This window comes from Pseudomonas sp. FG86 (assembly GCF_057808775.1).
This window is the reverse complement of the sequence record NZ_JBMDIS010000098.1, coordinates 1-22877: the sequence shown is the minus strand read 5'-3', so window position 1 is coordinate 22877 and position 22877 is coordinate 1. Positions and strand designations below refer to the sequence as shown.

General features: G+C 62.3%; 21 protein-coding genes and 2 pseudogenes. 9 read left to right on the top strand and 14 right to left on the bottom strand.

The features are described from left to right. Nucleotides 1-172: 172 nt before the first annotated feature. Nucleotides 173-1060, bottom strand: a complete 888-nt coding sequence (yghX, locus tag ACODSV_RS31830; protein WP_150055847.1) for a YghX family hydrolase — start codon at nt 1058-1060, stop codon at nt 173-175. Nucleotides 1061-1104: 44 nt separating this feature from the next. Beyond that, a complete protein-coding gene (locus ACODSV_RS31825) occupies nt 1105-1599 on the bottom strand; it encodes a PaaI family thioesterase (RefSeq protein WP_102625353.1) in 495 nt (164 codons plus the stop codon). Between the two features lie 89 nt (nt 1600-1688). Here ACODSV_RS31825 and ACODSV_RS31820 point away from each other — a divergent pair, with 89 nt between their 5' ends. Then, nucleotides 1689-2246 (top strand): YceI family protein, encoded by a 558-nt coding sequence (locus ACODSV_RS31820; protein ID WP_041160956.1) that lies wholly within the window; start codon nt 1689-1691, stop codon nt 2244-2246. Here the strand turns inward: ACODSV_RS31820 and ACODSV_RS31815 are convergent. Next, a complete protein-coding gene (locus tag ACODSV_RS31815; protein ID WP_024075867.1) occupies nt 2243-3133 on the bottom strand; it encodes a DMT family transporter in 891 nt (296 codons plus the stop codon). The genes ACODSV_RS31820 and ACODSV_RS31815 overlap by 4 nt on opposite strands. Before the next feature lie 89 nt (nt 3134-3222). Between ACODSV_RS31815 and ACODSV_RS31810 the strand changes: the two genes are divergently transcribed. Next, nucleotides 3223-4548: an aminotransferase-like domain-containing protein gene (locus tag ACODSV_RS31810; protein WP_150055848.1), complete on the top strand. Its 1326-nt coding sequence runs from the start codon at nt 3223-3225 to the stop codon at nt 4546-4548. Between the two features lie 23 nt (nt 4549-4571). On the opposite strand, the gene ACODSV_RS31805 is transcribed toward ACODSV_RS31810, so the two are convergent. Then, nucleotides 4572-5000, bottom strand: coding sequence for a nuclear transport factor 2 family protein (locus tag ACODSV_RS31805; protein ID WP_024075865.1), 429 nt, complete (start codon nt 4998-5000; stop codon nt 4572-4574). 221 nt (nt 5001-5221) lie between these two features. Between ACODSV_RS31805 and ACODSV_RS31800 the strand changes: the two genes are divergently transcribed. The 3 genes from ACODSV_RS31800 (at nt 5222) to ACODSV_RS31790 (ending at nt 7411) form a co-directional block, all read left to right on the top strand. After that, nucleotides 5222-6316, top strand: a complete 1095-nt coding sequence (locus tag ACODSV_RS31800) for an SMP-30/gluconolactonase/LRE family protein (protein WP_069076289.1) — start codon at nt 5222-5224, stop codon at nt 6314-6316. Between the two features lie 101 nt (nt 6317-6417). After that, nucleotides 6418-6630 (top strand): DUF6434 domain-containing protein, encoded by a 213-nt coding sequence (locus ACODSV_RS31795; RefSeq protein ID WP_150055849.1) that lies wholly within the window; start codon nt 6418-6420, stop codon nt 6628-6630. Between the two features lie 43 nt (nt 6631-6673). Then, nucleotides 6674-7411 carry a CPBP family intramembrane glutamic endopeptidase gene (locus ACODSV_RS31790; RefSeq protein WP_102625349.1) on the top strand — a complete coding sequence of 246 codons (738 nt, stop codon included), beginning with the start codon at nt 6674-6676 and terminating at the stop codon, nt 7409-7411. A gap of 422 nt (nt 7412-7833) precedes the next feature. Here the strand turns inward: ACODSV_RS31790 and ACODSV_RS31785 are convergent, their stop codons facing one another. Beyond that, nucleotides 7834-9540: an amidase gene (locus ACODSV_RS31785; protein ID WP_150055470.1), complete on the bottom strand. Its 1707-nt coding sequence runs from the start codon at nt 9538-9540 to the stop codon at nt 7834-7836. A 56-nt stretch (nt 9541-9596) separates the two neighbouring features. After that, nucleotides 9597-9764, bottom strand: a pseudogene (locus ACODSV_RS31780) (helix-turn-helix domain-containing protein); the annotation flags it as partial. Here ACODSV_RS31780 and ACODSV_RS31775 point away from each other — a divergent pair. Then, nucleotides 9758-9928, top strand: a pseudogene (locus ACODSV_RS31775) (DUF2834 domain-containing protein); the annotation flags it as partial. The pseudogenes ACODSV_RS31780 and ACODSV_RS31775 sit on opposite strands and share 7 nt — an antisense overlap. A 12-nt stretch (nt 9929-9940) precedes the next feature. Here ACODSV_RS31775 and ACODSV_RS31770 read toward each other — a convergent pair. Together ACODSV_RS31770 and ACODSV_RS31765 are read right to left on the bottom strand one after the other, a co-directional pair. Beyond that, nucleotides 9941-11107 (bottom strand): GGDEF domain-containing protein, encoded by a 1167-nt coding sequence (locus ACODSV_RS31770; RefSeq protein WP_024075858.1) that lies wholly within the window; start codon nt 11105-11107, stop codon nt 9941-9943. A 109-nt stretch (nt 11108-11216) separates the two neighbouring features. Continuing rightward, complete coding sequence (locus tag ACODSV_RS31765; RefSeq protein WP_024075857.1) at nt 11217-12443, bottom strand: MFS transporter; 1227 nt, start codon at nt 12441-12443, stop codon at nt 11217-11219. Between the two features lie 102 nt (nt 12444-12545). On the opposite strand from ACODSV_RS31765, the gene ACODSV_RS31760 reads away from it, so the two are divergent. After that, nucleotides 12546-13367, top strand: a complete 822-nt coding sequence (locus ACODSV_RS31760) for an AraC family transcriptional regulator (RefSeq protein WP_024075856.1) — start codon at nt 12546-12548, stop codon at nt 13365-13367. On the opposite strand, the gene ACODSV_RS31755 is transcribed toward ACODSV_RS31760, so the two are convergent. Together ACODSV_RS31755 and ACODSV_RS31750 are read right to left on the bottom strand one after the other, a co-directional pair. Then, nucleotides 13324-15927, bottom strand: coding sequence for a bifunctional diguanylate cyclase/phosphodiesterase (locus tag ACODSV_RS31755; RefSeq protein ID WP_489046725.1), 2604 nt, complete (start codon nt 15925-15927; stop codon nt 13324-13326). The two genes, ACODSV_RS31760 and ACODSV_RS31755, sit on opposite strands and share 44 nt — an antisense overlap. A gap of 67 nt (nt 15928-15994) precedes the next feature. Beyond that, nucleotides 15995-16396 carry a winged helix-turn-helix transcriptional regulator gene (locus ACODSV_RS31750; protein ID WP_102625344.1) on the bottom strand — a complete coding sequence of 134 codons (402 nt, stop codon included), beginning with the start codon at nt 16394-16396 and terminating at the stop codon, nt 15995-15997. Between the two features lie 100 nt (nt 16397-16496). On the opposite strand from ACODSV_RS31750, the gene ACODSV_RS31745 reads away from it, so the two are divergent. Further along, nucleotides 16497-17240 carry an SDR family NAD(P)-dependent oxidoreductase gene (locus tag ACODSV_RS31745; protein ID WP_069081332.1) on the top strand — a complete coding sequence of 248 codons (744 nt, stop codon included), beginning with the start codon at nt 16497-16499 and terminating at the stop codon, nt 17238-17240. Here ACODSV_RS31745 and ACODSV_RS31740 read toward each other — a convergent pair. Together ACODSV_RS31740 and ACODSV_RS31735 are read right to left on the bottom strand one after the other, a co-directional pair. Beyond that, nucleotides 17192-18397 carry an MFS transporter gene (locus tag ACODSV_RS31740; protein WP_150055473.1) on the bottom strand — a complete coding sequence of 402 codons (1206 nt, stop codon included), beginning with the start codon at nt 18395-18397 and terminating at the stop codon, nt 17192-17194. The genes ACODSV_RS31745 and ACODSV_RS31740 overlap by 49 nt on opposite strands. A 57-nt stretch (nt 18398-18454) precedes the next feature. Then, entirely contained in the window at nt 18455-19477 is a 1023-nt protein-coding gene (locus ACODSV_RS31735) for an alpha/beta hydrolase (RefSeq protein WP_150055474.1), read from the bottom strand. A 166-nt stretch (nt 19478-19643) separates the two neighbouring features. Here ACODSV_RS31735 and ACODSV_RS31730 point away from each other — a divergent pair, with 166 nt between their 5' ends. Beyond that, complete coding sequence (locus ACODSV_RS31730; RefSeq protein WP_024075850.1) at nt 19644-20567, top strand: AraC family transcriptional regulator; 924 nt, start codon at nt 19644-19646, stop codon at nt 20565-20567. On the opposite strand, the gene ACODSV_RS31725 is transcribed toward ACODSV_RS31730, so the two are convergent. Together ACODSV_RS31725 and proP are read right to left on the bottom strand one after the other, a co-directional pair. After that, a complete protein-coding gene (locus ACODSV_RS31725) occupies nt 20542-21048 on the bottom strand; it encodes a GAF domain-containing protein (protein WP_150055475.1) in 507 nt (168 codons plus the stop codon). The genes ACODSV_RS31730 and ACODSV_RS31725 overlap by 26 nt on opposite strands. A gap of 56 nt (nt 21049-21104) precedes the next feature. Beyond that, nucleotides 21105-22607, bottom strand: coding sequence for a glycine betaine/L-proline transporter ProP (gene proP, locus ACODSV_RS31720; RefSeq protein ID WP_024075848.1), 1503 nt, complete (start codon nt 22605-22607; stop codon nt 21105-21107). Between the last annotated feature and the right edge of the window lie 270 nt (nt 22608-22877).

Genomic DNA, 22877 nt, shown 5'->3' with positions numbered 1-22877 from the left:
GAGCAGGGCTATCTCAACCATTGCCGCCGGTATGCCTTGGAACACTGATCTGGAACGCGGTGATGCTCCAATGTGGGAGGGGGCTTGCCCCCGATTGCTGTGTGTCAGTCACCATACTTATGACTGACCCAACCCCATCGGGGGCAAGCCCCCTCCCACATTTGGATTGCGATCAGGCCAGGTATTTACGGAACCAGCCCAGCGTCCTTTCCCACGCCAGATTCGCCGCTGCCTCGTCATAACGCGGTGTCGAATCGTTATGGAAACCATGGTTGGCGCCCTTGTAGATATACGCTTCATAGGTGGTGCCGGCGGCCTTCAGGGCCTTTTCATACGCCGGCCAACCCTCGTTGATCCGCGTATCCAGCTCGCCGTAATGCAGCATGATCGGCGCCTTGATGCGCCGCACATCCTTGGCTTCCGGTTGGCGGCCGTAGAACGACACCGCCGCGCCCAGTTCCGGGTAGGCCACCGCTGCGGCATTGGCCACGCCGCCGCCATAGCAGAAGCCGGTGATGCCGACCTTGCCGGTGCTGCTGTCGTGGTGCATCAGCCATTCGATGGCGGCGAAGAAGTCGTTCATCAGCTTGGTCGGGTCAACTTTCTGTTGCAGTTCCACGCCTTTTTCATCGTTGCCGGGATAGCCGCCCACCGAGGTCAGGCCGTCTGGCGCAAGGGCGATAAACCCGGCTTTGGCCAGGCGTCGGGCGACGTCTTCGATGTAGGGATTGAGGCCACGGTTTTCGTGGACCACCACCACCGCTGGCAGCTTGCCGGCGGCCTTGGCCGGGCGCACCAGGTAGCCACGCACCGTGCCGTTGCCCTTGGGCGAGGGGTAGGTGATGTAGTCGGCGACGATGTCCGGGTCGGTGAATTTCACCTGTTCGGCCAGGGCATAGTTGGGGCTCAGGGCGGCCAGCAGGGCCGAGGCGGTGAGGCCGCCCAAGGTGAACAGCGCGGCGCGGTCGAGAAATTCGCGGCGGTTGATCTTGCCGTGCGCATAGCCGTCGTAGAGTTCCAGCAATTCGGGGGCAAAGTCTTTCGCGGTGAGACGAGTCATCGGTTCGGTCCTCGATTAGCGGTGCCAGTCAATGTAGACCAGGATCAGCTTTCACGGCCATGGGCGGCGGCGGCCAGTTGGCGTGTATCGACGCGCACGAACAGCGAATCACCGATGGCCGTGAGCACCTCGCCGGCGTACACCTCGCAGACCACGCGGCTTTTGCGCCCCACCTCACCCTCGACCCGAGCGCGCAGGATAAGGGGCACGCCCATCGGCGTGGGCTTGATAAATTTGATGCCCAGGTTGCCGGTGACGCAGTCGATGCGCGGCAGGCTGCCGGGTTCGCGCTGTTCGGCGCGGTAGTGGTAAGCCATGGCGGTCCAGTTGGAATGGCAGTCCACCAACATGGCGATCAAGCCGCCGTAGACCAGGTCGGGCCAGCCGCTGTATTTTGCCTCGGGGTGATGTTCGGCGACGACATGGACACCATCGGCATCCCAGCGGCTCTTGATGTGCAAGCCATGGGGGTTACTGCCGCCGCAGCCGTAGCAGATGCCTTCCGGCGCGGTGGTGTCCTGTAGCGAAGGGGCGTGCATGCGGCGTCCTTATTGTTGTGGGTGACTATTCTGTTTAGCAGGACATGCACCTGATGGGAATACATCCATTTTTTTTTGCGGAGCGTGGCATGAAGCGTCGAATGCTGTCGTTGGCCGTTGTCCTTGGATTTATCGGCTGTGTCCAGGCGGCGGAGTACACGGACGTCAACCGCACCGCCAGCCAGATCAGTTTTACCTATACGCAGTTGGGGCAGCGGGTGTATGGCACCTTCGGCGACTTTGAAGGCACGCTGAGCTTTGACACGCAAAAGCCCGAGACCGGACATGCCTTGCTCAAGATCCAACTGGCGAGTATCGATGCCGGCAGCGCCGATGCGAACAACGAGCTGCAACGGGTCTCGTGGTTCGATACCGCGGCCTATCCGGTGGGCGTGTATGAGTCCACCGGTATCACGGCCCTGGGCGATAACCGCTTCAAAATCAGTGGCAACCTGACGATCAAGGGCACTACGCGTCCGGTGCTGCTCAGCGTGGTGCTCAAGGAGCTGGATGGCATCGGCGTGTTCGACGGGGAGTTCATTCTCAAGCGCGGCGACTTCAAGATCGGCGAAGGTGAGTGGGCCGGGAACAGCGTGGTGTCCGACGATATCAACATCAAGTTCAAGATGGTCGCGCCGCAGCGTTAGCGCGCGAACCGCTTGGCCCCGGCTACGCAGCCGATCACCGCGACCGTCACCAGCAGCATGCCCAGGCTGACCTGTTCATGCAGCACGCCCGCGGCCAGCGCCAGGCCGAAGAACGGTTGCAACAGCTGCAACTGGCCGACCGCGGCAATGCCGCCCTGGGCCAAGCCGCGATACCAGAACACGAAGCCGATCAACATGCTGAACAGCGACACATAGCCCAGGCTCAACCAGGCCGGCAGGCTGATGCCGCTGAAGCCAGGCGGCGCCATGACCAGGCTCAACGGCACCACCACCGGCAACGACACCACCAGCGCCCAGCAGATCACCTGCCAGCCGCCCAGGCTGCGCGACAATGTGGCGCCTTCGGCATACCCCAGGCCGCACACCAGCACCGCCAACAGCATCAGCACATCACCCGCAGGTGCGGCGCTCAAGCCTTGGGCAAAGGCGTAACCCATCACCAGCACACTGCCGAGGATCGAAAACAGCCAGAACACCGGGCGCGGGCGCTCGCCGCCGCGCAGTACGCCAAACACCGCGGTCGCCAGCGGCAGCAGGCCGATGAAGACGATGGAGTGCGCGGAGGTGACGTATTGCAGCGCCAGCGCAGTGAGCAGGGGAAAGCCGATGACCACGCCGAGGGCGACGATGACCAGGGGCCTCCATTGATGGCGCGCGGGGCGTTTCTCCTTGAACAGCCACAGCAAGGCCAGCCCCAATAGAGCGGCGATGGCGGCGCGGATCATGGTGAGGAACACCGGGTCGAATTCCATCACCGCCAGGCGCGTGGCCGGCAACGAGCCGCTGAAGATCACCACGCCGATAAAGCCGTTGATCCAGCCTTGGGTGCTGGTATCCAGGGTGCGCAGGGGAGATGTACGTTCCATGAGGGGCGTCCGGAAAGGATGAGTTGCGTGGAAGGCATCCTAGGGTCGAAGATAAAGACAATCAAAAAATTGTCATGGATACATCGCTTATGCCGCGCGCGCGTTACAAGTCGTTGGTCGATCGCTTCGCCGAGGCCATTCGCTCGGGCAGCATGCCACCCGGCACGCGGCTGCCGACCCACCGCCAACTGGCCGCCGAGCATGGCCTGGCGCTGGTCACCGCCAGCCGGGTATATGCCGAGCTGGAGGCCATGGGCCTGGTCAGTGGCGAGACCGGCCGGGGCACCTTTGTGCGCGAAATCGCGCTGCCGCCGGGGCAGGGCAGCGGGCAGATGAACGTAGCGGCGGGCATGCTCGATCTGAATTTCAACTACCCGTCCTTGCCGGGCCAGGCCGACTTGCTGCGCACCGCATTGCGCCAGTTGGCGCTGTCCGGCGACCTCGAAGCGCTGCTGCGTTACCAGCCCCACGCCGGTCGCCTGCATGAGCGCGCCGCCGTCGCGCGGCATCTGTTGAACCGAGGGCTGACGGTCGAGGCCGAACAGGTGTTGGTGGTCAGCGGTGCCCAGCACGGGTTGGCCGTGACGATGATGGCCTTGCTCAAGCCCGGTGATGTGATCGCTGTCGACGCCTTGACGTATTCGGGGTTCAAAGTACTGGCCGAGACCCTGCACCTGGAGATCGTCGCCATCCCGGTCACGGCCCACGGCCCGGACCTGGACCACCTGCAAGGTTTGTGTCGCAAACGCCCGGTGCGCGCGGTTTACAGCATGCCGACCCTGCATAACCCGTTGGGCTGGGTGATGAGCCTGGCGCAGCGCGAGCAGTTGGTGGCGATTGCCCGTCAGTACAACCTGATGATCATCGAGGACGCGGCCTACGCGTTCCTCGCCGAGGACGTGCCGCTGCCCTTGGCGAGGTTGGCGCCGGAGCGCACGGTCTACGTGGGCGGGTTGTCGAAAAGTGTCGCGACCGGCCTGCGCGTGGGGTTTATCGCCGCCCCTCTGGATTGGGTGAAGGCACTGGAGCGCACCATCATGGCTACCACTTGGAACGTGCCGGGGGTGATGAGTGCGATTGCGGTTGCCTGGCTCGAGGATGGCACGGTGGCGCAACTTGAAGCACAAAAGCGCGAGGATGCGCGGGCGCGGCAAGCCTTGGCGGCGCAGGTACTGAAGGGGGTGGCCTACACCAGCCACCCGTCATCGTATTTCCTGTGGTTGCCCCTGGCGGAAGAGGCCCGCGCCGATCAAGTGGCCATGACCTTGCAGCGCGACGGCATTTCCGTCTCCACCGCCGAGCCCTTCGCCGTTTCGGTCCACGTGCCCCATGCATTGCGCCTGGCCTTGGGTTCGGTGGACATGCCGGCGCTGCGCGAGGCGTTGGTGAAGGTGCGCAAGGTGGTGCAGTGGTGAGCCCGATGGCTCACCGCTAGCCATCAGAATTTAAACGCCTGGCGACCGATCAGCAGCCAGTGGCCTTTTTGCTTCTGCCAGATCTGGAAGTTCTCGATTTCGGTCGGCACTTCCTTACCGCTGTTCACCGCCAGGGCCGAGAAGTGGTTGCGCACCAGGGCGGTATCGCCGCTCAAGGTGATGGTCTGCTTCTGCATTTCCAGGGTCTTGAAGCCACTGCGACCGGTCTCGATATCGGCGATGAACTCCTGCTTGTTCTGGATCTTGCCGCTGGAGTGGCCGTAGGTGAGGTTCTCGGCGGTCAGGCTCTGGAGCTGCTTGAGGTCTTTATGCAGCATGGCCTGGGTCAGATGGTCGACCGCTTGGGCGACGTCTTTGTCGGCGGCGGGGGCAGCGGCCACATACCCGCTGAACAGGCAGAGAAAACCGATCAGCACTTTGACGTTTTGCATGGGTGTTTCCTTATTGTTGTGGGGAGGTGTACGGGCAACATGTCGCTAGTCATGTTGTCGTACAACATTGCAATAGTCGCAGGGCTTTTGGAAAGTAAAATTTAGACAATTTGCGCATTGGCTTGGGTTGTGGAGGGTTGGCGAGGTTTTCTATCTTGTACGATGTCTCATCACAGGTTAAAACTAGTGTCCCGTCTAACAATAAAATAACGGAGATACCCATGGATTTTCCCCCTTTGCCTGCCCGCACCGACCACAGCCGCCGCGTATTTCTCAAGCGCTCCCTGGCGGTTTCGGCGTCGGTGGCGGTGCTGGGCAATCTGCCCGAGTTAGCGCAAGCGGCGGAGCCGTTGAGCCAGCGTTACCCCGACCCACTGATCAAGGTGCTCGACGACAGTTTCCTCGAGTTGCGCCTGTTCAATGCCAGCGTCGAACGGCTTGCCAGCGGTTTGCGCTGGGCCGAGGGGCCCGTTTGGATCGGCGATGGCCGCTACCTGCTGCTCAGCGATATTCCCAACAACCGCATCGTGCGCTGGGACGAAGTGACCGATAGCCTGTCGGTGTACCGAGACAATGCCAACTTCTCCAACGGCATGTGCCGGGATCGCCAGGGCCGGCTGCTGGTGTGCGAAGGCTCGACCACCTCCCGCGAGGGGCGGCGTATCACCCGCACCGAGCACAACGGCAGCATTACCGTGCTGGCGGACAGTTATGACGGCAAACCTTTCAACTCACCCAACGATATCGTGTGCAAGCGCGATGGCTCGGTGTGGTTCAGCGACCCGCCATTCCAGACCGGCAACAACTACGAAGGGCACAAGATCACACCCACCCAGCCCCATGGGGTCTATCGTATCGACGGCGAAAGCGGCAAGGTCACACGGGTGATCGAGGACCTCAATGGGCCGAACGGACTGTGCTTTTCGCCGGATGAAAAGACCCTGTACGTGGTGGAGGGGCGGGCCAAGCCCAACCGGCTGATCTGGGCGATCGACGTCAACGCCGACGGCACCCTCGGCGCACGCCGCAAACACATCGAGGGCCTGGATTACGCCGCGCTGGACGGCATCAAGTGCGACGAGAGCGGCAACCTCTGGTGTGGCTGGGGCGGGAATGGCGACCCCAAGGCTGACCTGGAAAAGCTCGATGGCGTGCGCGTATTCAACCCGCAGGGCAAGGCGATCGGGCACATCTCGTTGCCGGAGCGTTGCCCCAACCTGTGCTTTGGCGGCCGCGAAGGCAACCGCCTGTTCATGGCCGGCAGCCATTCGATCTATGCGCTATTCGTCAACACGCGAGACGCCAGTTTCGCCTGACCGGGCGCTGAAAAAACCACTGTGGGCGTCGGTTGAGCGGCGCCCGCAGTGGCATTTTGGCGCTATGCTGCGTGCTCCCGAGGGATCAGAGGCACAGGCAAATGGATTTCAATTGGCACAGCGACCCCATCACCCGTAGCGCCCCCGTCACCCCACGCTATAAAAACACTCAGAACGTGCGCCGTTTCATGCTCGAACACTGCGGCCCTGGGTTCAGGTTCGATCGGCCGTTCATGGCCTGGATCCGCAACGAGCAGCCTAAGACCCTGGGCGACGTCGTGGATGAATGGCAGCGTCGCCACAAGGAGGCATGACCATGGATCGAACTGACGGCCGTCACCCACGATTGAACCGCCGATGATCGCCCAAGGCATGGCGGTATTGCTCCACTACACCACTTACGTGGCGCCGGGCGTGCTGCTGCTCGGCCTGTGGTTCGTGCTGACGCCCAGGTCATTGCCGGCGATGCGTATCCTGATTCTGCTGGTGGCATTTGTGCTGATGCGCGATGTCATGACGCCGCTGGGGCTGTGGGCGCTCAGTGACGCCGTGCAGATTGCGTTCACGGCCAATACGTTTGTGCTGGCGGCGCTGGGTGGTCTGTCGCTGCTGCTGATTGCGCTGCTTGCCCAAATGGCGCCGGAATGGTCGCGGTGGGTTGTCTGGTCCAGGGGGCATCGGGCGCTGGGCCTTGCGGTGGGGCTTGTCGTGGGCTGCCTGATCGGAGTGCCGTTGCGGCTGTATCAGGGCATCGAGGCGCATGGGATCCCTGGCTACTGGGTATGGCTGCCGGGCATGGTGGTGTTGGCTTATGGCGCCAACGCCTTGGAAGAAGTGCTGTTTCGCGGTTATTTGCAGGGGTATCTCGAGCAGCAACTGACGCCATTACGGGCGGCCTTGATCAGTGGCGTGGCCTTTGCGGCCTGCCATGCGTTCCTGGCCCTGAGCGTCACTCAGTTGGGCTGGCCGGTGTTGCTGTTTACTCTGATCGAAGGGCTGGCCTGTGCGCTGGTGCGCATGCGTTACGGCGTGTTGGCGGCGATATTGACCCATGGCACGGCGATCCTGTTGATTGCAGTGCCGCTCACCGTGTGAGGTGAGCGTGCTTGTCTGTGGCGAGCGGGCTTGCCCCGCGTTGGGCTGCGCAGCAGCCCCAAAACCAGGCACCGCGGTGTGTCAGTTAAAAACACATCGCCTGTAATGGGGCCGCTTCGCGCCCCAACGCGGGGCAAGCCCTAATGCCGTTCAGTTAAGCGTACATCGCCTTCTGTAGGAGCGAGCTTGCTCGCGAAAAACGTCAACGATAACGCGTGTTTCCTGAGTGAACGCGGCGCCTGTGAGTTCTTCGCGAGCAAGCTCGCTCCTACAAAAAAGCCTTAACTGAACGGCATTAGGGCAAGCCCGCTCGCCACAGGCAAGCCCGCTCGCCACGACAGCCCCGCTTGCCACAAAAAAACCGGTCGTTTGAGCGGTGATTTTAATCCTTGATAATCAATAGGTTGAGTGCACTGTCTGCGTCAGTTCGTTGCCAGCGCCGGGGTGCGCGGGGGGATCAGGCGTTTGCTGCCGGTCGCTTCATACGCTGAAGCGAACCGCAGCAGCGCCGAGTCATCGTAGGCGCGGCCAGCAAACGTCAGCCCGACCGGCATGCCGATATCGGCCATCACCCCCATTGGTACCGTCACTGTAGGCACGCCCAGGTGGCGAATGGCGAGGTTGCCGTTGGCCACCCACACGCCGTTGCTCCAGGCAATATCCGCCGACACCTCGTTCACATCGGCATCCGCCGGCCCCACGTCGGCCACGGTCGGAAAGATCACCGCGTCGAGCCCGAGCGTTTCCATCCACTCTTCCAGGTCGATCCGGCGTGTCTGTTCAAGGCCGCGCAGGCCATCGGGCAGGCTGCTGATCTGGTCCCAGGGCGTGATGCCGCGCTGGGCCATGCGCACATACTCGTCCATGCCGGCGGCCAGGTCGTCTTCGCGGTTGGGCAAGGTGCCGGGGTCATGGGGGAAAATCTTCGGCCCATCGACGTCCGCCAGGCGGTTCAGGTGCGGGTCATTGTTGGCGCGCAGAAAGTCATCGAAAGCCCATGCAGAAAGCTCCCACAACTCATCGTGCAGGAACTCCTTGGACACCAGGCCGCGGGTAAACACCGTCGGCGCGCCGGGGCGATCGCCTTCACAGTTGGACACCAGCGGGAAATCCACTTCGAGCACTTCGGCACCGGCGGCTTCGAGGGCCTGGCGGGCGGCTTGCCACAACGCGATGACGCTGGCGCGGGTGTGGATCTTTTGCCCGGTCGGGCCACCGATTCCGGGCTTTTCGCTGGTGCCGGCGTCAGGGTCGGTGTTGATGTACATGCGGGGTACGCCGAAACGTTTGCCAGCGAGGGTGGCGGGCGACGCGGCCAGTTCCACGTAGGACGCCGGGCGCACCGAGGCGACGCTGGGGATCGGCACCCAGGGTTGCAGGCGCCATAAGTCGCCACGGGGGTCGGGGTCTTCGGCGACCACCACGTCGAGCACTTCCAGCAGGTCGGCCATGGTGCGTGCGTAGGGCACCACCACGTCCATGGTCGGGGTCAGCGGCCAGTTGCCGCGCACCGAAATCACGCCACGGGAGGGTGTGTAGGCACACAAGCCATTGTTGGATGCCGGCCCGCGTCCGCTTGACCAGGTTTCTTCGGCCATACCGAAAGCCGCGAAGCTGGCGGCGGTTGCAGTGCCGGCGCCGTTGGAGGAGCCGGAGGCGAATGGTGCGGTGAGGTAGGCGGCGTTATACGGGCTTTCCGCGCGGCCATACACGCCGCGTTGCATGCCGCCATTGGCCATCGGCGGCATGTTGGTCTTGCCCAGGCAGATGGCGCCACTGGCCCGCAGGCGCTCGATGGTGAAGGCGTCGCGGTGGGCGACCAGTTGGGCGAACGCCGGGCTGCCGGACGCGGCCGTCAGGCCCTTGACCAGGTAGCTGTCCTTGGCGGTGTAGGGGATGCCATCCAGTGGACCCAACGTTTCGCCCCGTGCCCGGCGCGCATCGGACGCGGCGGCTTCCTGCAGGGCTTCGGGGTTGCGCACCACCACGGCGTTCAGCGCGGTCGGCGTCTGCGGGCCGTCATAGGCATCGATCCGTGCCAGGTAAGCCTGGACCAGTTCAACGGCCGTGGTCTGGCCGGTTTCAAGCGCCGCGCGCAATTGGGCAATGGAGACTTCGGTAACTTGCATGAGTTTTTTTCGCCGCCTTCAGGTGGGGGTATGGCGGCAGTCTACGTACAGATATTTCACAAAACCAGCGCCGAATACGCTTCATAGGCGGCACGCATGACCTGCCAGGTGGCGGCGTCTGCAGGAATCAGATGTTCGATACGCAGCGAGGCCAGGGTGATGTCCTGGGGCATGCCAAAGGTGGTGAAGATCGACAGGAAATTCAGCTCGCCCTGGGGTGATCGACCTGTACCTGATGGCGCTGCTGGCCTGTGTGTGGATGTATAAGGATGGGCGGAGGCGAGGGCGCTCGACAGCGTCGCTGTTGCCGTATTTTTTGCTGACGGCGGTGTTCGTTTCGCTTGGGCCGTTGCTTTATCTCGTGGTGAAGGGGTTTAAGGATGAATGATCTGCTCCACCTCTAGCGGTAGGTGCCGACGCCCGTACGATCCACCAGCCGGATGCTGTCACGCCCACCCCGCTTGGATTCATACAGCGTGGTGTCGCCTTGTTCGATCAAGGCGGCCAGGCTCGGGGGCGGTTGGTCGAACAGGTTGGCGCCGATGCTCAAGGTGACGCGTTCGGGGGTGGCAAAGGTTTGTGCGGCAAGTTGCTGAAACTGCTCGCGCAGGTCGCTGCCCAGTTCGATCACCTGCTCCTTGGAGACCGGGTTCAGCAGGATGACGAATTCGTCCCCGCCCAGTCGCGCCGCCAGTGCGCCCTGGGGCACCAGGCTGCGGATCATTTCACTCAAGGCGATCAGCAAGCGGTCGCCGGAAGTATGGCCGTGGTGGTCGTTGACCCCTTTGAAGTTGTCGATATCGATCAGCAGCAACGCCCCCGGCTGCGACGGTGACACCTGGGCCAGCAGCCGTGGTGCGCGCAGGTCGAGGGCGCGGCGGTTGTAGAGGGCGGTGAGTGGGTCGCGGGCGGCCAGGCGGGCGATCTGCTGTTCGCGGCGATAGCGTTCGGAGCCGGTCATGGACAGGGCGATCAGCATGATCGCCATGGCGCCTTCCACCAGGGAGATCTGGATGATCTCGCCCTTGAACGCCGCCAGGTCGATCAACGTGCCGGGGATCAGCACAGACAGCGCCTTGGCCACGTAGAACACGCCGTGGGCCAGCAGCACATAACGCAGTTGCACCGCGCCGATGCTTAACGATTTGCCATGGGGCCGCAGCAGGAAACTGGCGCGCAAGGTCGGCAGTGCCACCAGTAGCGACTGCACCCCCAGCATGGCTTTGGACCAGGGCAGGTCGGCCGGCAACATCAGCATGCCGAACCAGGCGAACAGCATCAGCAGCCATAACCGCGACAGCCGCACGTGGGTGAACCGCGCCACACCGAGCAAAAACAGAAAGTGTGCGCTCACCAGCAAGCCGTTGGCGAACCAGATACCGATCATCAGAAAGCCACTGCTGCGCAGCAGCGCCAGGGTGGAGCCGATCGTGATGATGGCGAAACCGGCGCTCCAGTACAGCAGCGATGGTTCGCGTACGCTGCGCCATTCAATGGCCAGGTACAAGGCGGCAGCGGCTGCCAGGGCAACGGTGAGTGCCAAAATCGTGGGAGGGTCGAGCGTCATTTCGTGCCGGGTCTGCCTGGGTGTGCGTTTGAACCGGGATTGTAAGCGCACACGCAGGTTTTTTCAGAGCCCTCATCGTATGGCATACAGCCATCTGATGATCGGCCAGTCAGACGCCTTTGGTCGAGGGCAGCAGTATCGTGAGGATGCCCACCAGCGGCAGGAACGAGCACAGTGTGTAGACGTACTCGATGCCATGGCTATCGGCGAGCAGGCCCAGTAGCGCCGCGCCAATCCCGCTGAAGCCGAACATCAGGCCGAAGAATATCCCGGCGATCATGCCGACATTGCCTGGTACCAGCTCCTGGGCAAACACCACGATGGCCGAGAATGCCGAGGCGAGGACAAAGCCGATGATCACGCTGAGGACGGCGGTCCAGAACAGGTCGACGTAAGGCAGGGCCAGGGTGAACGGCGCAGCGCCGAGAATCGAGAACCAGATGACTTTCTTGCGGCCGATCCTGTCGCCGATCGGGCCGCCGGCGAAGGTGCCGACGGCAACCGCGCCGAGGAACAGGAACAGGTACATCTGTGAGCTGGAGACCGACAGCTGGAATTTTTCAATCAAGTAGAACGTGAAGTAGCTGGTCAGGCTGGTCATGTAGAAGTATTTGGAGAAGACCAGGACGGCCAGCACCACCAGGGCAAAGGCCACGCGGCCTTTTGACAGGCCGTGGCTGGCCTGGCCACCTTGCTTGAGCTTGAACAGGTTGAGGTGGTTGCGGTACCAGCGGCTCAGGCCGTAGAGCACCAGGATGGCGAAGACCGCGAACAGCCCGAACCAGGCGATATGACCCTGGCCGTAGGGAATGATGATCGCCGCCGCCAGCAAGGGCCCCAGGGCACTGCCCGTATTGCCGCCCACCTGGAAGGTCGATTGCGCCAGGCCGTAGCGTCCGCCGGAGGCCAGGCGGGCGACGCGCGAGGTTTCCGGGTGGAAGGTCGACGAGCCCACGCCCACCAGGCCCGCTGCCAGCAGGATCGCCGGGAAACTGCCGACAAATGCCAGCATCAGGATGCCGATCAAGGTGCACACCATGCCCGCCGGCAGTAGCCAGGGCTTGGGGTGACGGTCGGTGTGGTAGCCGATCCACGGTTGTAGCAGCGACGCGGTCAGTTGGAAGGTCAAGGTGATCAGGCCGACCTGGGTGAAGGTCAGGCCGTAGTTGGCCTTGAGCATCGGGTAAATCGACGGCAGCACGGCCTGGATCAGGTCATTGATCAGGTGGGCCAGGGCGCAGGCGCCGAGGATACGCATGACCAAGGGGCTTGTTTGCGCAGCACTGGCTTGAGGAGTGCTCGCCGTGGCGGCGGGTGACGCGGTCAGGGTGGACATACAGGTATTCCATGCAAGGCAGCGAACGGTGTGGAGCGGGCAGCGATGATGTGAAGCGCTGCTCCATTTATAGGTACGGCGTTTATGCTAGATTTGCCGAAAATGCCTGTCTCGCGAAATTCGGGCAGTAACCATTGCAAAAAGGGCGAAATCATCAAATCACTGGATCTATTTCTGCAAGAAATCGATGAGGGCGCCTGGACCGTCATCAGTTCGGCCACTGACTATCCCGAGAACTGGGTGATCCCCGAGCACAGCCATGAGAAGCATCAACTGCTCTACGCCATCGAGGGCGTGATGGTGGTGCATTCGGCGCACAACCAGTGGACGGTGCCGCCCAATCGCGGTTTCTGGATGCCCTGCGGCCATCGGCACTCCCTGCGGTGTGTGGGGCCGCTGAAGATGCGCAGTGTGTTTGTACGCCCCGACAGTTTCCCGAACCTGCCCACCGAGACCAAGGCGGTGAGCGTTTCGCCGCTGCTCAGCGAATTGATCAAGGCGTCGGTGAGCCTGAAGCCGCCGTATGCCGAAGACTCGCGCGATGCGCGGATCATGCACCTGATACTCGACGAGCTCGCGCTGTTGCCGGCCTTGCCGTTGTCGCTGCCGCAGCCCGCCGACCCGCGAATCAACCAGATCTGCGTGGCGTGGCAGGATGACCCCGGCGATGCCTCCACTGTCGCCGATTGGAGCGAGCGCCTGGACCTGGACCAGAAAACCATCCAGCGCCTGTTTCGCAAGGAAACCGGCATGACCTTTGGCCAGTGGCGCCAGCAAGCGCGGTTGCTGCTGGCACTGGAACGCCTTGCCGTGGGGCAGAAGATTATCGACGTCGCCCTCGGGCTGGGCTACGAAAGCCCGAGTGCCTTTACCAGCATGTTCAAGAAACAGTTTGGCAAGACGCCGAGTCATTTTTTCCGATAACGCGGTCCACGCCCAGCAGGCCGTTGAATGTATCGAGGTCCAGCGGCCGGCTGAGGAAGTAGCCTTGCCCCTCGTCACAGTCCACGGCCTTGAGCATGGCCAGGTGTTCGGCGGTTTCAATGCCCTCCGCGGTGACCGTCAACGCCAGGGCACGGCCCAACCCCACGATGGCTTGGATGATTGCCTTGTCGTCGGCGCTTTCTGCCAGCCGGGTCAAGAAACTGCGGTCTATTTTCAAGCCGTCGAACGGGAAGGCGCGCAAGTAGCTCAGGGACGAATAGCCAGTACCGAAGTCATCCATGGCGATGCGGATGCCCAATTGCTTGAGCGTGTGCATCACCTCCAGCGCGCCGACGGCATCCTCGAGCATGACGCTTTCGGTCACTTCCAATTCCAGGCGCGAAGGGTCGATGCCTGAGCTGTCCAGGGCGTGTCGTACGCGCTCCACCAGGTTGCCGCGCTTGAATTCGGTGGGCGACAGGTTGACGGAGACAAACAGCGTGTCCGGCCACTGGGCCGCGCAGGTGCAGGCGTTTTCAAGCACCCAGTCGCTCAGCGACAGGATCAGCCCGGACTCTTCGGCAATCGGAATGAAGGTGTCCGGCGCGATCAAGCCGCGCTGCGGATGCTGCCAGCGAACCAGCGCTTCGGCTCCCACCATCAGCCCATCGGCAATGCGATAGCGCGGTTGGAAGTGCAGGCGTAATTCTGCGTGCTTGATCGCATAGCGCAGGTCGCTTTCCAGGCGCCGACGTTCGATGATCCGCGTGTTCATTTCGCCGGAGTAAAACCGCCAGGTGTTGCGGCCGGCCGCTTTCGCTTCGTATAACGCAATGTCGGCGTAGCGCAGCAGTTCGCTGGCTTCGTGGGCGTCGTCGGGGGCGATGGCAATGCCGATACTGGCGCTGATGAAGACCTCCTGTTCGTCGATTCGGATGGCGTGCTCGATAGACTCGATCAAGCGCTTGCAGAGGCTTTCGACTTCGTCTTGAGTGCCTGCTTCGCTCAGGATCAGCACAAATTCATCGCCGCCGACGCGGGAAACCAGGTCGCCATGGCGCACACAGTTGGTCAGGCGGCTCGACACTTCATTGAGCACCCGATCACCGGCGGCGTGCCCCAGCAGATCATTGACCGGCTTGAACCGATCCAGGTCCAGGCTGAGCATTACCAAGGGGTGTCCGGCGTGGGGCAGGGCCTTGAGTTTGCCATCCAGGAACGCTTGTAGGCGCGTGCGATTAGGCAGCCCGGTCAAGGCATCATGCTGGGACAAAAACTCGATGCGCCGACGTGATTCGACCTCTTCAGTCACGTCGGTGGCCGTACCGCGAAAACCGCCGCAGGGCATTTCCCGTGCCGATAGCCGCGTGGTGCGTTCCTGCCCCTGAGCATCGAAGTAGCGGCACTGCACGCTGATATCCACGCATCGGCCCGGGGTGTTCAGCCATTGCGAAAGCAGGCCGGCTTCGGTGTCCAGCAAGTCGCTCATCGCGGCGCCGATCCAGGCTTGCCGCGCCAGGCCGGTGACACTTTCGAAACGCTCCGACAAGTAGGTGAAGCGCCATTGGGCGTCGATTTCCCAGACCCAGTCAGAACTGGCCTCCACCACATCGCGAAAGCGTGCTTCGCTGGTGGCCAAGGCATTCTGGCTGTCTTGCAGCGAAGCGTGGCTGGCATCCAGGGCGAGGGCCGCAGCAGTGGCTCGGCGCAAAATCACCCACGTCATCAGGCACACCAGCAACGCGGCCAGCCCCAACAGTGGCAAGCCTACGCCCATCAGCCGCAGGCCGGGACGCGAAGGCTCCCAGTGCAGGCTGCCGGCGGCGCCGTTATCGCCGAGGGGGAAAACCAGGGTCTGGCCGATGTCATCGGCAGTGGCGACGTGCAGTTTGCTGACGCCAAAGTCATCGCCGATCGTGGTCAGTTTGGCGCTGTCGAGGATGTCGACGAAGATCAGCACTGACGCTGGCCGGTCGTCCGCTATGACCGTCGGGTCGGTGCCCGGGGTGATCGCCGCAGCGGCTACGAGCGCGGGGCTGCCACGCACGTTGATGAAGGCCGTGACCGGCGTTTCATTTTCAGCGCCTGCACGCGCCTGTTCGATAATCTCGGTCAGGGGTTGGTCGAGCCATTGGCTGAGTTCAATGCTGCGCAGCTTGCCCCCAATCACGGCGTAAACGGTGTGATTGACGTCGTTGACCACAAACAGGCCCTGGAAGCCGAAGTCCTGGTACAGCGTTGCCCCGACGTTGCCGCGGCTATAGGCCCAGTCGCTGTCCACCGTCATATGAAGGTGCTTATAGGCATCGCTCCAGAACGCGTAGTCCTTGACGGTGACCCGCAGCGATTTCTCCAGGGATTGCACCGCTTTGCGGGTATAGAACGCGCTCTCTTGCTGCTCGGAATGGTCCAGGTCATGGGCGAGGTAAACCAACGAATAGGCAGCGGCTGCAAATACCAACGCCAGCAAGGCGATGAAATTGAACAGCGAGGTACGCGTCAGCGACAGGCTGGTACGGTTGGAAAGCTTGCGCACCATCGGGGTAAGAGAGTTCGGCATTGTTTCCCGCAGCGTATTGCTGCAAGTCAGGGGGGATGCCTGGTTATCGGCGGCGCGGGCAAAACAATTAGGGTTTCAGCGGTTGTCGTTCGCGCTGGAGCGCCGTGCGCCCGCGCGGGTTGGGCTTCACTGGAACACTGTCGCCGTATTCGCTCCACCACAGCATCAATGCCTGCATCGTCGGCCCCAGTGCGCGGGCTTTTTCGGTCATTTCATATTCGACCCGGGGTGGCACTTCGGCGAACACCGTGCGGGTGATCAAGCCGTCGTTTTCCAGTTCCCGCAGTTGCGCCGTGAGCATGTGCTGGGTAATGCCACCGATCGCCTTGCGCAGCTCACCAAACCGATAAACACGCTGGTTCAACAGCCACATGATTTCCAGCTTCCACTTGCCTGAAAGCAGTGAGAATGCGCGTCGCATTTCTTCGTGCATATTCGGCTTTTCAGCGCTTTTAGTCTGGTTTTCCATACTGACTGCCACTTTTTCATCCTACTTGTGTCGATTCATGTTGCCAGGGATCTTAGCGCAAACCCGCTGCAATAAACCCTGTATCCCATGGAGAAAACACATGTCCCGACTCAACGGAAAAGTAGCCATCGTGACCGGCGCCGGACGCGGTATCGGCCGTGCCACGGCGCAGTTATTTGCGGCGCAGGGCGCCAAGGTCGCGGTGGTCTCGCGTACGGCGGCAAACGTCGAGCGCGTGGTGGCCGATATCCAGGCCGCTGGCGGCACAGCGCTGGGCGTCGTGTGCGATCTGTCCGACGCCGCGCAGGTCAGCGCAGCAGTGCAGGACGTTGTGGCCACCTACGGCGGCATCGATATCCTGGTGAACAACGCATTCGACCCCAGTGTGGTGTTTTCATCGGTCCTCGACCTGCCCGTGGAGCAACTGCAACGCAATTTCGACATGGGGCCCATTGCCTACCTGCGGACCATGCAGGCGTGTTACCCGTATCTGAAGGCCAGCGGCGCAGGGCGGGTGATCAACTTCGGGTCGTTGGCGGGCATTATCGGCCTGCAAGGCTACGCGCCCTACAACATCGCCAAGGAAGCGGTGCGCGCCTTGACGCGTTCGGCGGCGCGGGAATGGGGCGTGGACAACATCACGGTGAATAACCTGTTACCGGTGGCCGACACCTGGGGCGACGCTTACGACGCGCCCGCGCCGACCAATGTACTGGGGCGCTATGGCTCGCCGGAGGAGGACATCGCGCCAGTCGCGCTGTTCCTGGCCAGCCAGGACGCGCAGTTCATTACCGGCTACAGCCTGACCCCCGATGGTGGGCAAATCATCGACAGCGCGCGATAGTGGCTGGCGCGCCCAGCCAGCCAGGCAAGCAACGCCGCGGCGCTCAGTACCGCGGCACTTGACTCGAACGTGGCCCGGTAGCCGCTGAGGTCGAATACCCAACCGCCGACGATGGCGCCCAGGGCGATCGCCAATTGGATGATCGCCACCATCAAGCCGCCGCCGGCTTCCGCATCATCCGGCAGGACCTTGGCCAGCCAGGTCCACCAGCCAACCGGTGCGGCGGTGGCCACCAGGCCCCAAACGCCCAGCAGCATTGCGGTGATGAGCGATGAACCGCCAAAGGCGACCAAGGCCACGGCGGTCAGCGCCATCAATACAGGAATGACGGTCAACGTGGCGTACAGGTGGTTTTTCAGGAAACGCTCGATCAGGAACGTGCCCGCCAGGCCGGCCAGGCCAAGCACCAGCAACATCAGCGAGAGCGTAGAAACGCTGGCCCGGGTCACGCCTTCCAGGAACGGCCGCAGGTAGGTGAACAGCATGAACTGGCCCATGAAAAACACACTGACGGCGAGCATGCCCAAGGCCACCGGCCGATGGTTCATCAGGCGCAGGCCATTGGAGGACGCCCCTTCAGCACGCGGCTTGATTGACGGCAGGCTTATCAGCAGCCATGCCACGGCGACGATGGCGACCGGCACCACGCAGAAAAATGCGCCTCGCCAACCGATCAGTCCGCCGACAAAGCTGCCCAGCGGTGCGGCGATCACCGTTGCGAGGGCGTTGCCGCCGTTGACGATGGCCAAGGCACGCGGTACTTGGGGTGTCGGTACCAAACGCATGGCGGTGGCGGCCGACAGCGACCAGAAGCCGCCGATGGCGACGCCGATCAACGCGCGGCCCAGCATGAACACCCCGTAATTCGGGGCCAACGCCACCACCGTGCCGGACAGGATCATCAGCAGGGTCAGGGCGATCAGCAGGCGCTTGCGATCGACCCGGGCAGCGACGTTGGCGATAACCAGGCTGGTCAACAAGGCAAACAACCCGGAGACGGAAATACCTTGGCCGGCCTGGCCTTCGCTGATGTTCAGGTCGGCGGCCAAGGGGCTGAGCAGGCTTACGGGCATGAACTCGGAGGCCACCAGGGCAAAGGCGGCCAGGGACAAGGCGAGCACGGCGCCCCAGCGTGGGCGAGAGGAGGAGTGGTCCATGGGGGAGTCCTTCGGTGTGAGCGGCGGCCTCGACAGTGAGGCCGCGCATCGAGGCGGTTATTTCAAGTACGTGCGGAAGAAGGTGGTGAGCTGGGCAAAGGGGATCAGGTCGACTCGGTCATAGAGATCCACGTGCCCGGCGTTGGGCACGATCAGCAGCGTCTTGGGTTGCGCGGCACGGGCGTAGGCGTCCTCGCTGAATTCACGGGAGTGGGCATTGGCGCCGGCAATCAGCAACAGCGGGCGTGGGGAGATCGTCTCGATGTCGTTGAACGGGTAGAAGTTCATGAACTTCACGTTGCTGGTCAGCGTTGGCCGGGTGGTGGTCCGTGCCGAGGCCCCGGACGGGGTGAACTCCCCACGTGGTGTGCGGTAGAAATCGTAGAACTCATCCCCCACGGCATCGCCGGTCAGCACATGCGGCGTACCACCGGTGTAGAGGGTTTCGCCACCTTGGAACTCAACATAGCGCTGGTTGGCGGCCTGGAGCAGCACCTGCCGGCGTTGTTCCAGGGTCACGCCGTGCTTGAGCCCGTTACGGTTGGCGGCGCCCATGTCGTACATGCTGACCGTGGCGATGGCCTTGAGGCGTGGGTCGATTTTCGCCGCGCTGATGGCGAAGCTGCCACTGCCACATACGCCGATGACGCCAATGCGTTCACGGTCGACCATTGGGCGGCTGCCGAGGAAATCCACGGCGGCACTGAAATCTTCGCTATAGAGGTCGGGCAGCACCGCATTGCGCGGCGTGCCTGCGCTTTCACCCCAGAACGACAGGTCCAGGGACAGGGCGACAAAGCCCTGTTCGGCCATCTTGGTGGCGTACAGGTTGGCGCTTTGTTCTTTGACGGCTCCCATCGGGTGGCCCACGATGATTGCGGCATTCTTTGTGGTGGGTGCGAGGTGTTTGGGCACGAACAGATTGCCCGCCACCCGCATGCCGTATTGGTTGTTGAAGGTGACCTTTTCCACGCTCACCTTGTCGCTGGTGTAGAAGTTACTTGCACCCTTGGACATGTCGGCTCCCAGTGAGGAAAAAGAGGTCACCAACAAACCCAGGGCGAACAAGAGGCTTTTCATTGGCGGTTCCCTTGGCGAAGTTGGTGTGCCCATTTTCCCGATGCAGCCCGTGGTCCTGTAGTGCGTTCCACTGGATTACTTGCCTGATCCTCTGAGTTTTGAGGTTTGTCGGGGACGCCCAACGGCTGACGCGCTACAGTTCCGAGACGAAAGCAAAGAGCCTGTCATGACGATCAATCATTCCCTCCTGGCGACGCTGGTGCAGTCCATCGGCTCGCGTATCTCGACACCCGGCGACTACGCCATGCCGATCCCGGGCCTGGGGTTTTATCGACGTGAGCATCCTTCGGCGCCAGTGGTGTGCATGGTCGAGCCCAGCGTCATCCTCGTGGCCCAGGGCGAGAAACAGCTGTGGGTCGGCGGTGAGGGGTACCCGTATGACACGTCCCGTTTCCTGCTCACTTCCCTGGACATCCCGGCCAATTCGCAAGTGCGGGTCGCCAGTCCCGCTAACCCTTGCCTGGGGCTGACGTTCCAGTTGGACCTGCGCGTATTGACCGAACTGATCGCCCAGAGTGAGCTGCCGCCGCTGCGTGAACCCGCGGTGATGAAGGGGGTTGGGATTGGCGCGATCACCGACGGGATGCTTGCGTCCTTTGCGCGCCTGGTGGCGCTGCTCGATGAGCCGGAAGCGATACCGGTTCTGGCCCCGCTGATCAGCCGTGAAATTCATTACCGGCTGCTCAAGAGCGACCAGGCGGTTCGGCTGCGCCAGATCTGTGCGGTTGACGGGCAGGGCTATCGAATCGCCAAGGCCGTCGACTGGCTGAAGCTCAACTACGACGCGACGCTGCGTATAGAGGAACTGGCGGCGCGGGTGCAGATGAGCGCCGCCACCTTTCACCATCACTTCCGCCAACTGACGGCGATGAGCCCGTTGCAGTACCAGAAGTGGTTACGCTTGAACGAGGCGCGACGATTGATGTTGAACGAGCACCAGGATGTCTCCCGTGCAGCGTTCAAGGTGGGTTATGAAAGCCCGTCCCAGTTCAGCCGCGAGTACAGCCGCCTGTTTGGCGCGCCACCTAAGCGAGACATTGCCGCGCTGCGCGGCAAGTCAGAGATCAATGCTCAGTCGTCGTCAAGTTAGCGTAGAAGATGCAGCCGATCAGGCGGGCGAACAGGCTGAGGGTTTCCGGCAGGTTGGGGTCATCAAACAGCATTGCCCTCGAATCCAGTGCGCACAGCGCGCCGAACAGGCTGCCATCGGGGAGGAAAATCGGTGCGCCAGCGTAGCTCTCGATGGCGTATTGCTTGACCACCGGGCGTGCGGCAAAGCGGCCGTTCTGGCTGACTTGCGGGATGAACAAGGTATGGGGGTTGATACAGAACTCACTGCACAGGGTGGTTTCCAGGTCGAGCACGTCATCGACATGGATGCCCATGTCGAGGGGGTCGTGCACGGAGCAGACGATCCATTCCAGGTCGGTGAATTTGGCGATGCCGGCGAAGCGCATGCCCGTCAGGCGGGTAACCAGTTGCAGGATGCTGGTGGTGGCTTCTATTTCGGCGATGGCAGCGCGTTCATCGGCGCTGAGTAACGCGTGTGTAGCAGTGACGCTTGGAACCATGCTCAACACTCCAATCCAATGGCGTGGCGACCCCGGTCGCCACGCGCGATAAGGTCTTAATTAATGCGCGGATGCTGCTGCACGAGGTTCTGGCGCTTGGCTTCCAGCTCGGCGATCTCGGCGTCGATGTCTTCGATTTTCTGCTCGATATTGTCGTGGTGCTCTTGCAGCAGCTCCTTGGCTTCTGCCATGTCGGAAGCCGCTGGTGCCGCGCCGCGCAGGGGTTTGTTGGCGGTTTCCTTCATGGTCAGGCCGGTGACCAGGCCCACCACGGCAAATACCATCAGGTAATAGGCGGGCATGTACAGGTCGTTGGTGCTTTCCACCAGCCAGGCCACGGCGGTCGGCGTTACGCCGGCGATCAATACCGAGACGTTGAACGCGCTGGCCAGGGCGCTGTAGCGCAGGTGGGTGGGGAACATCGCAGGCAGGGTCGAGGCCATCACGCCGATGAAGAAGTTAAGCACGATGGCCAGGATCAGCAAGCCGCTGAAGATCAGGCCGATCTTGCCGCTGGTGATCAGCATGAACGCCGGGATCGAGAGAAACAGCAGGCCGATGCTGCCCGCGATGATGAACGGCTTGCGCCCGACCTTGTCGCTGATAAAACCAATGAACGGCTGCACGAACAGCATGCCGACCATGATCGCGATGATGATCAGCACGCCGCTGTTTTCTTTGTAATGCAGGTTATGGGACAGGTAGCTGGGCATGTAGGTGAGCAGCATGTAGTACGTCACGTTGGTCGCCGCGACGATCCCGATGCAGGTCAGCAGGCTGCGCCAATGCTGGGTGGCGATTTCCTTGAAGGACACCTTGGGGCCATGGGTCAGGCCTTCGCGGTCGCCCTGTTCGAGCTTATCGACATGTTGTTGGAAGGCAGGGGTTTCTTCCAGTGCATGGCGCAGGTACAGGCCGATGAGGCCCAGGGGCAGGGCGAGAAAGAACGGCAAGCGCCAGCCCCAGGACTCGAAGTCGGCTTCGCCGAGGACGCTGGAGATCAGTACAACCACACCGGCGCCGAGGACAAAACCGGCGATGGAACCGAAGTCCAGCCAGCTGCCGAGGAAGCCGCGCTTGCGGTCGGGCGCGTATTCGGCAACGAAAATCGAGGCGCCGGTGTATTCACCGCCTACCGAGAACCCTTGGGCCATCTTGCACAACAGCAGCAGGATCGGTGCCCAGATGCCAATCGAGGCATAACCGGGAATCAAGCCGATGGCGAAGGTGCTCAACGACATGATCACGATGGTGGCGGCGAGGACTTTTTGTCGCCCGTATTTGTCCCCCAGCGCGCCGAAGAACAGGCCACCGAGGGGGCGAATCAGGAAGGGCACGGAGAAGGTGGCCAGGGCAGCGATCATTTGGACGCTGGGGGAGGCGTCGGGGAAGAACACCTTGCCGAGCACATAGGCAACAAACCCATAGACACCAAAGTCGAACCATTCCATGGCGTTGCCCAATGCCGCGGCGGTGATCGCCTTGCGCATCTTGGCGTCGTCGACGATGGTGATGTCTTTCAAACCGATGGGTTTGACGCTTTTCTTACGTAATTTCATGCGGGCCACTCTAAAACAGAACAGGGGAGGTGCCATGGTTGCGATGGCACCGCTCTGTCAGTTCAGATATAAGCGGACACGAAATAATTCACCGTTATTTACGTTTTTTTGCACAGGGGCCAATCTCCCGGCAATAGCCCGGATTTTCGGGGGAGGCGCGCGCCCAGTGATGAACGGACTTGTTGTGGTGAGCGGGCCTGTCGTGCCGAGCGGACCTGTTGTGGGGGGGGGGGGGGGGGGGGGGGGGGGGGGGGGGGGGGGGGGGGGGGG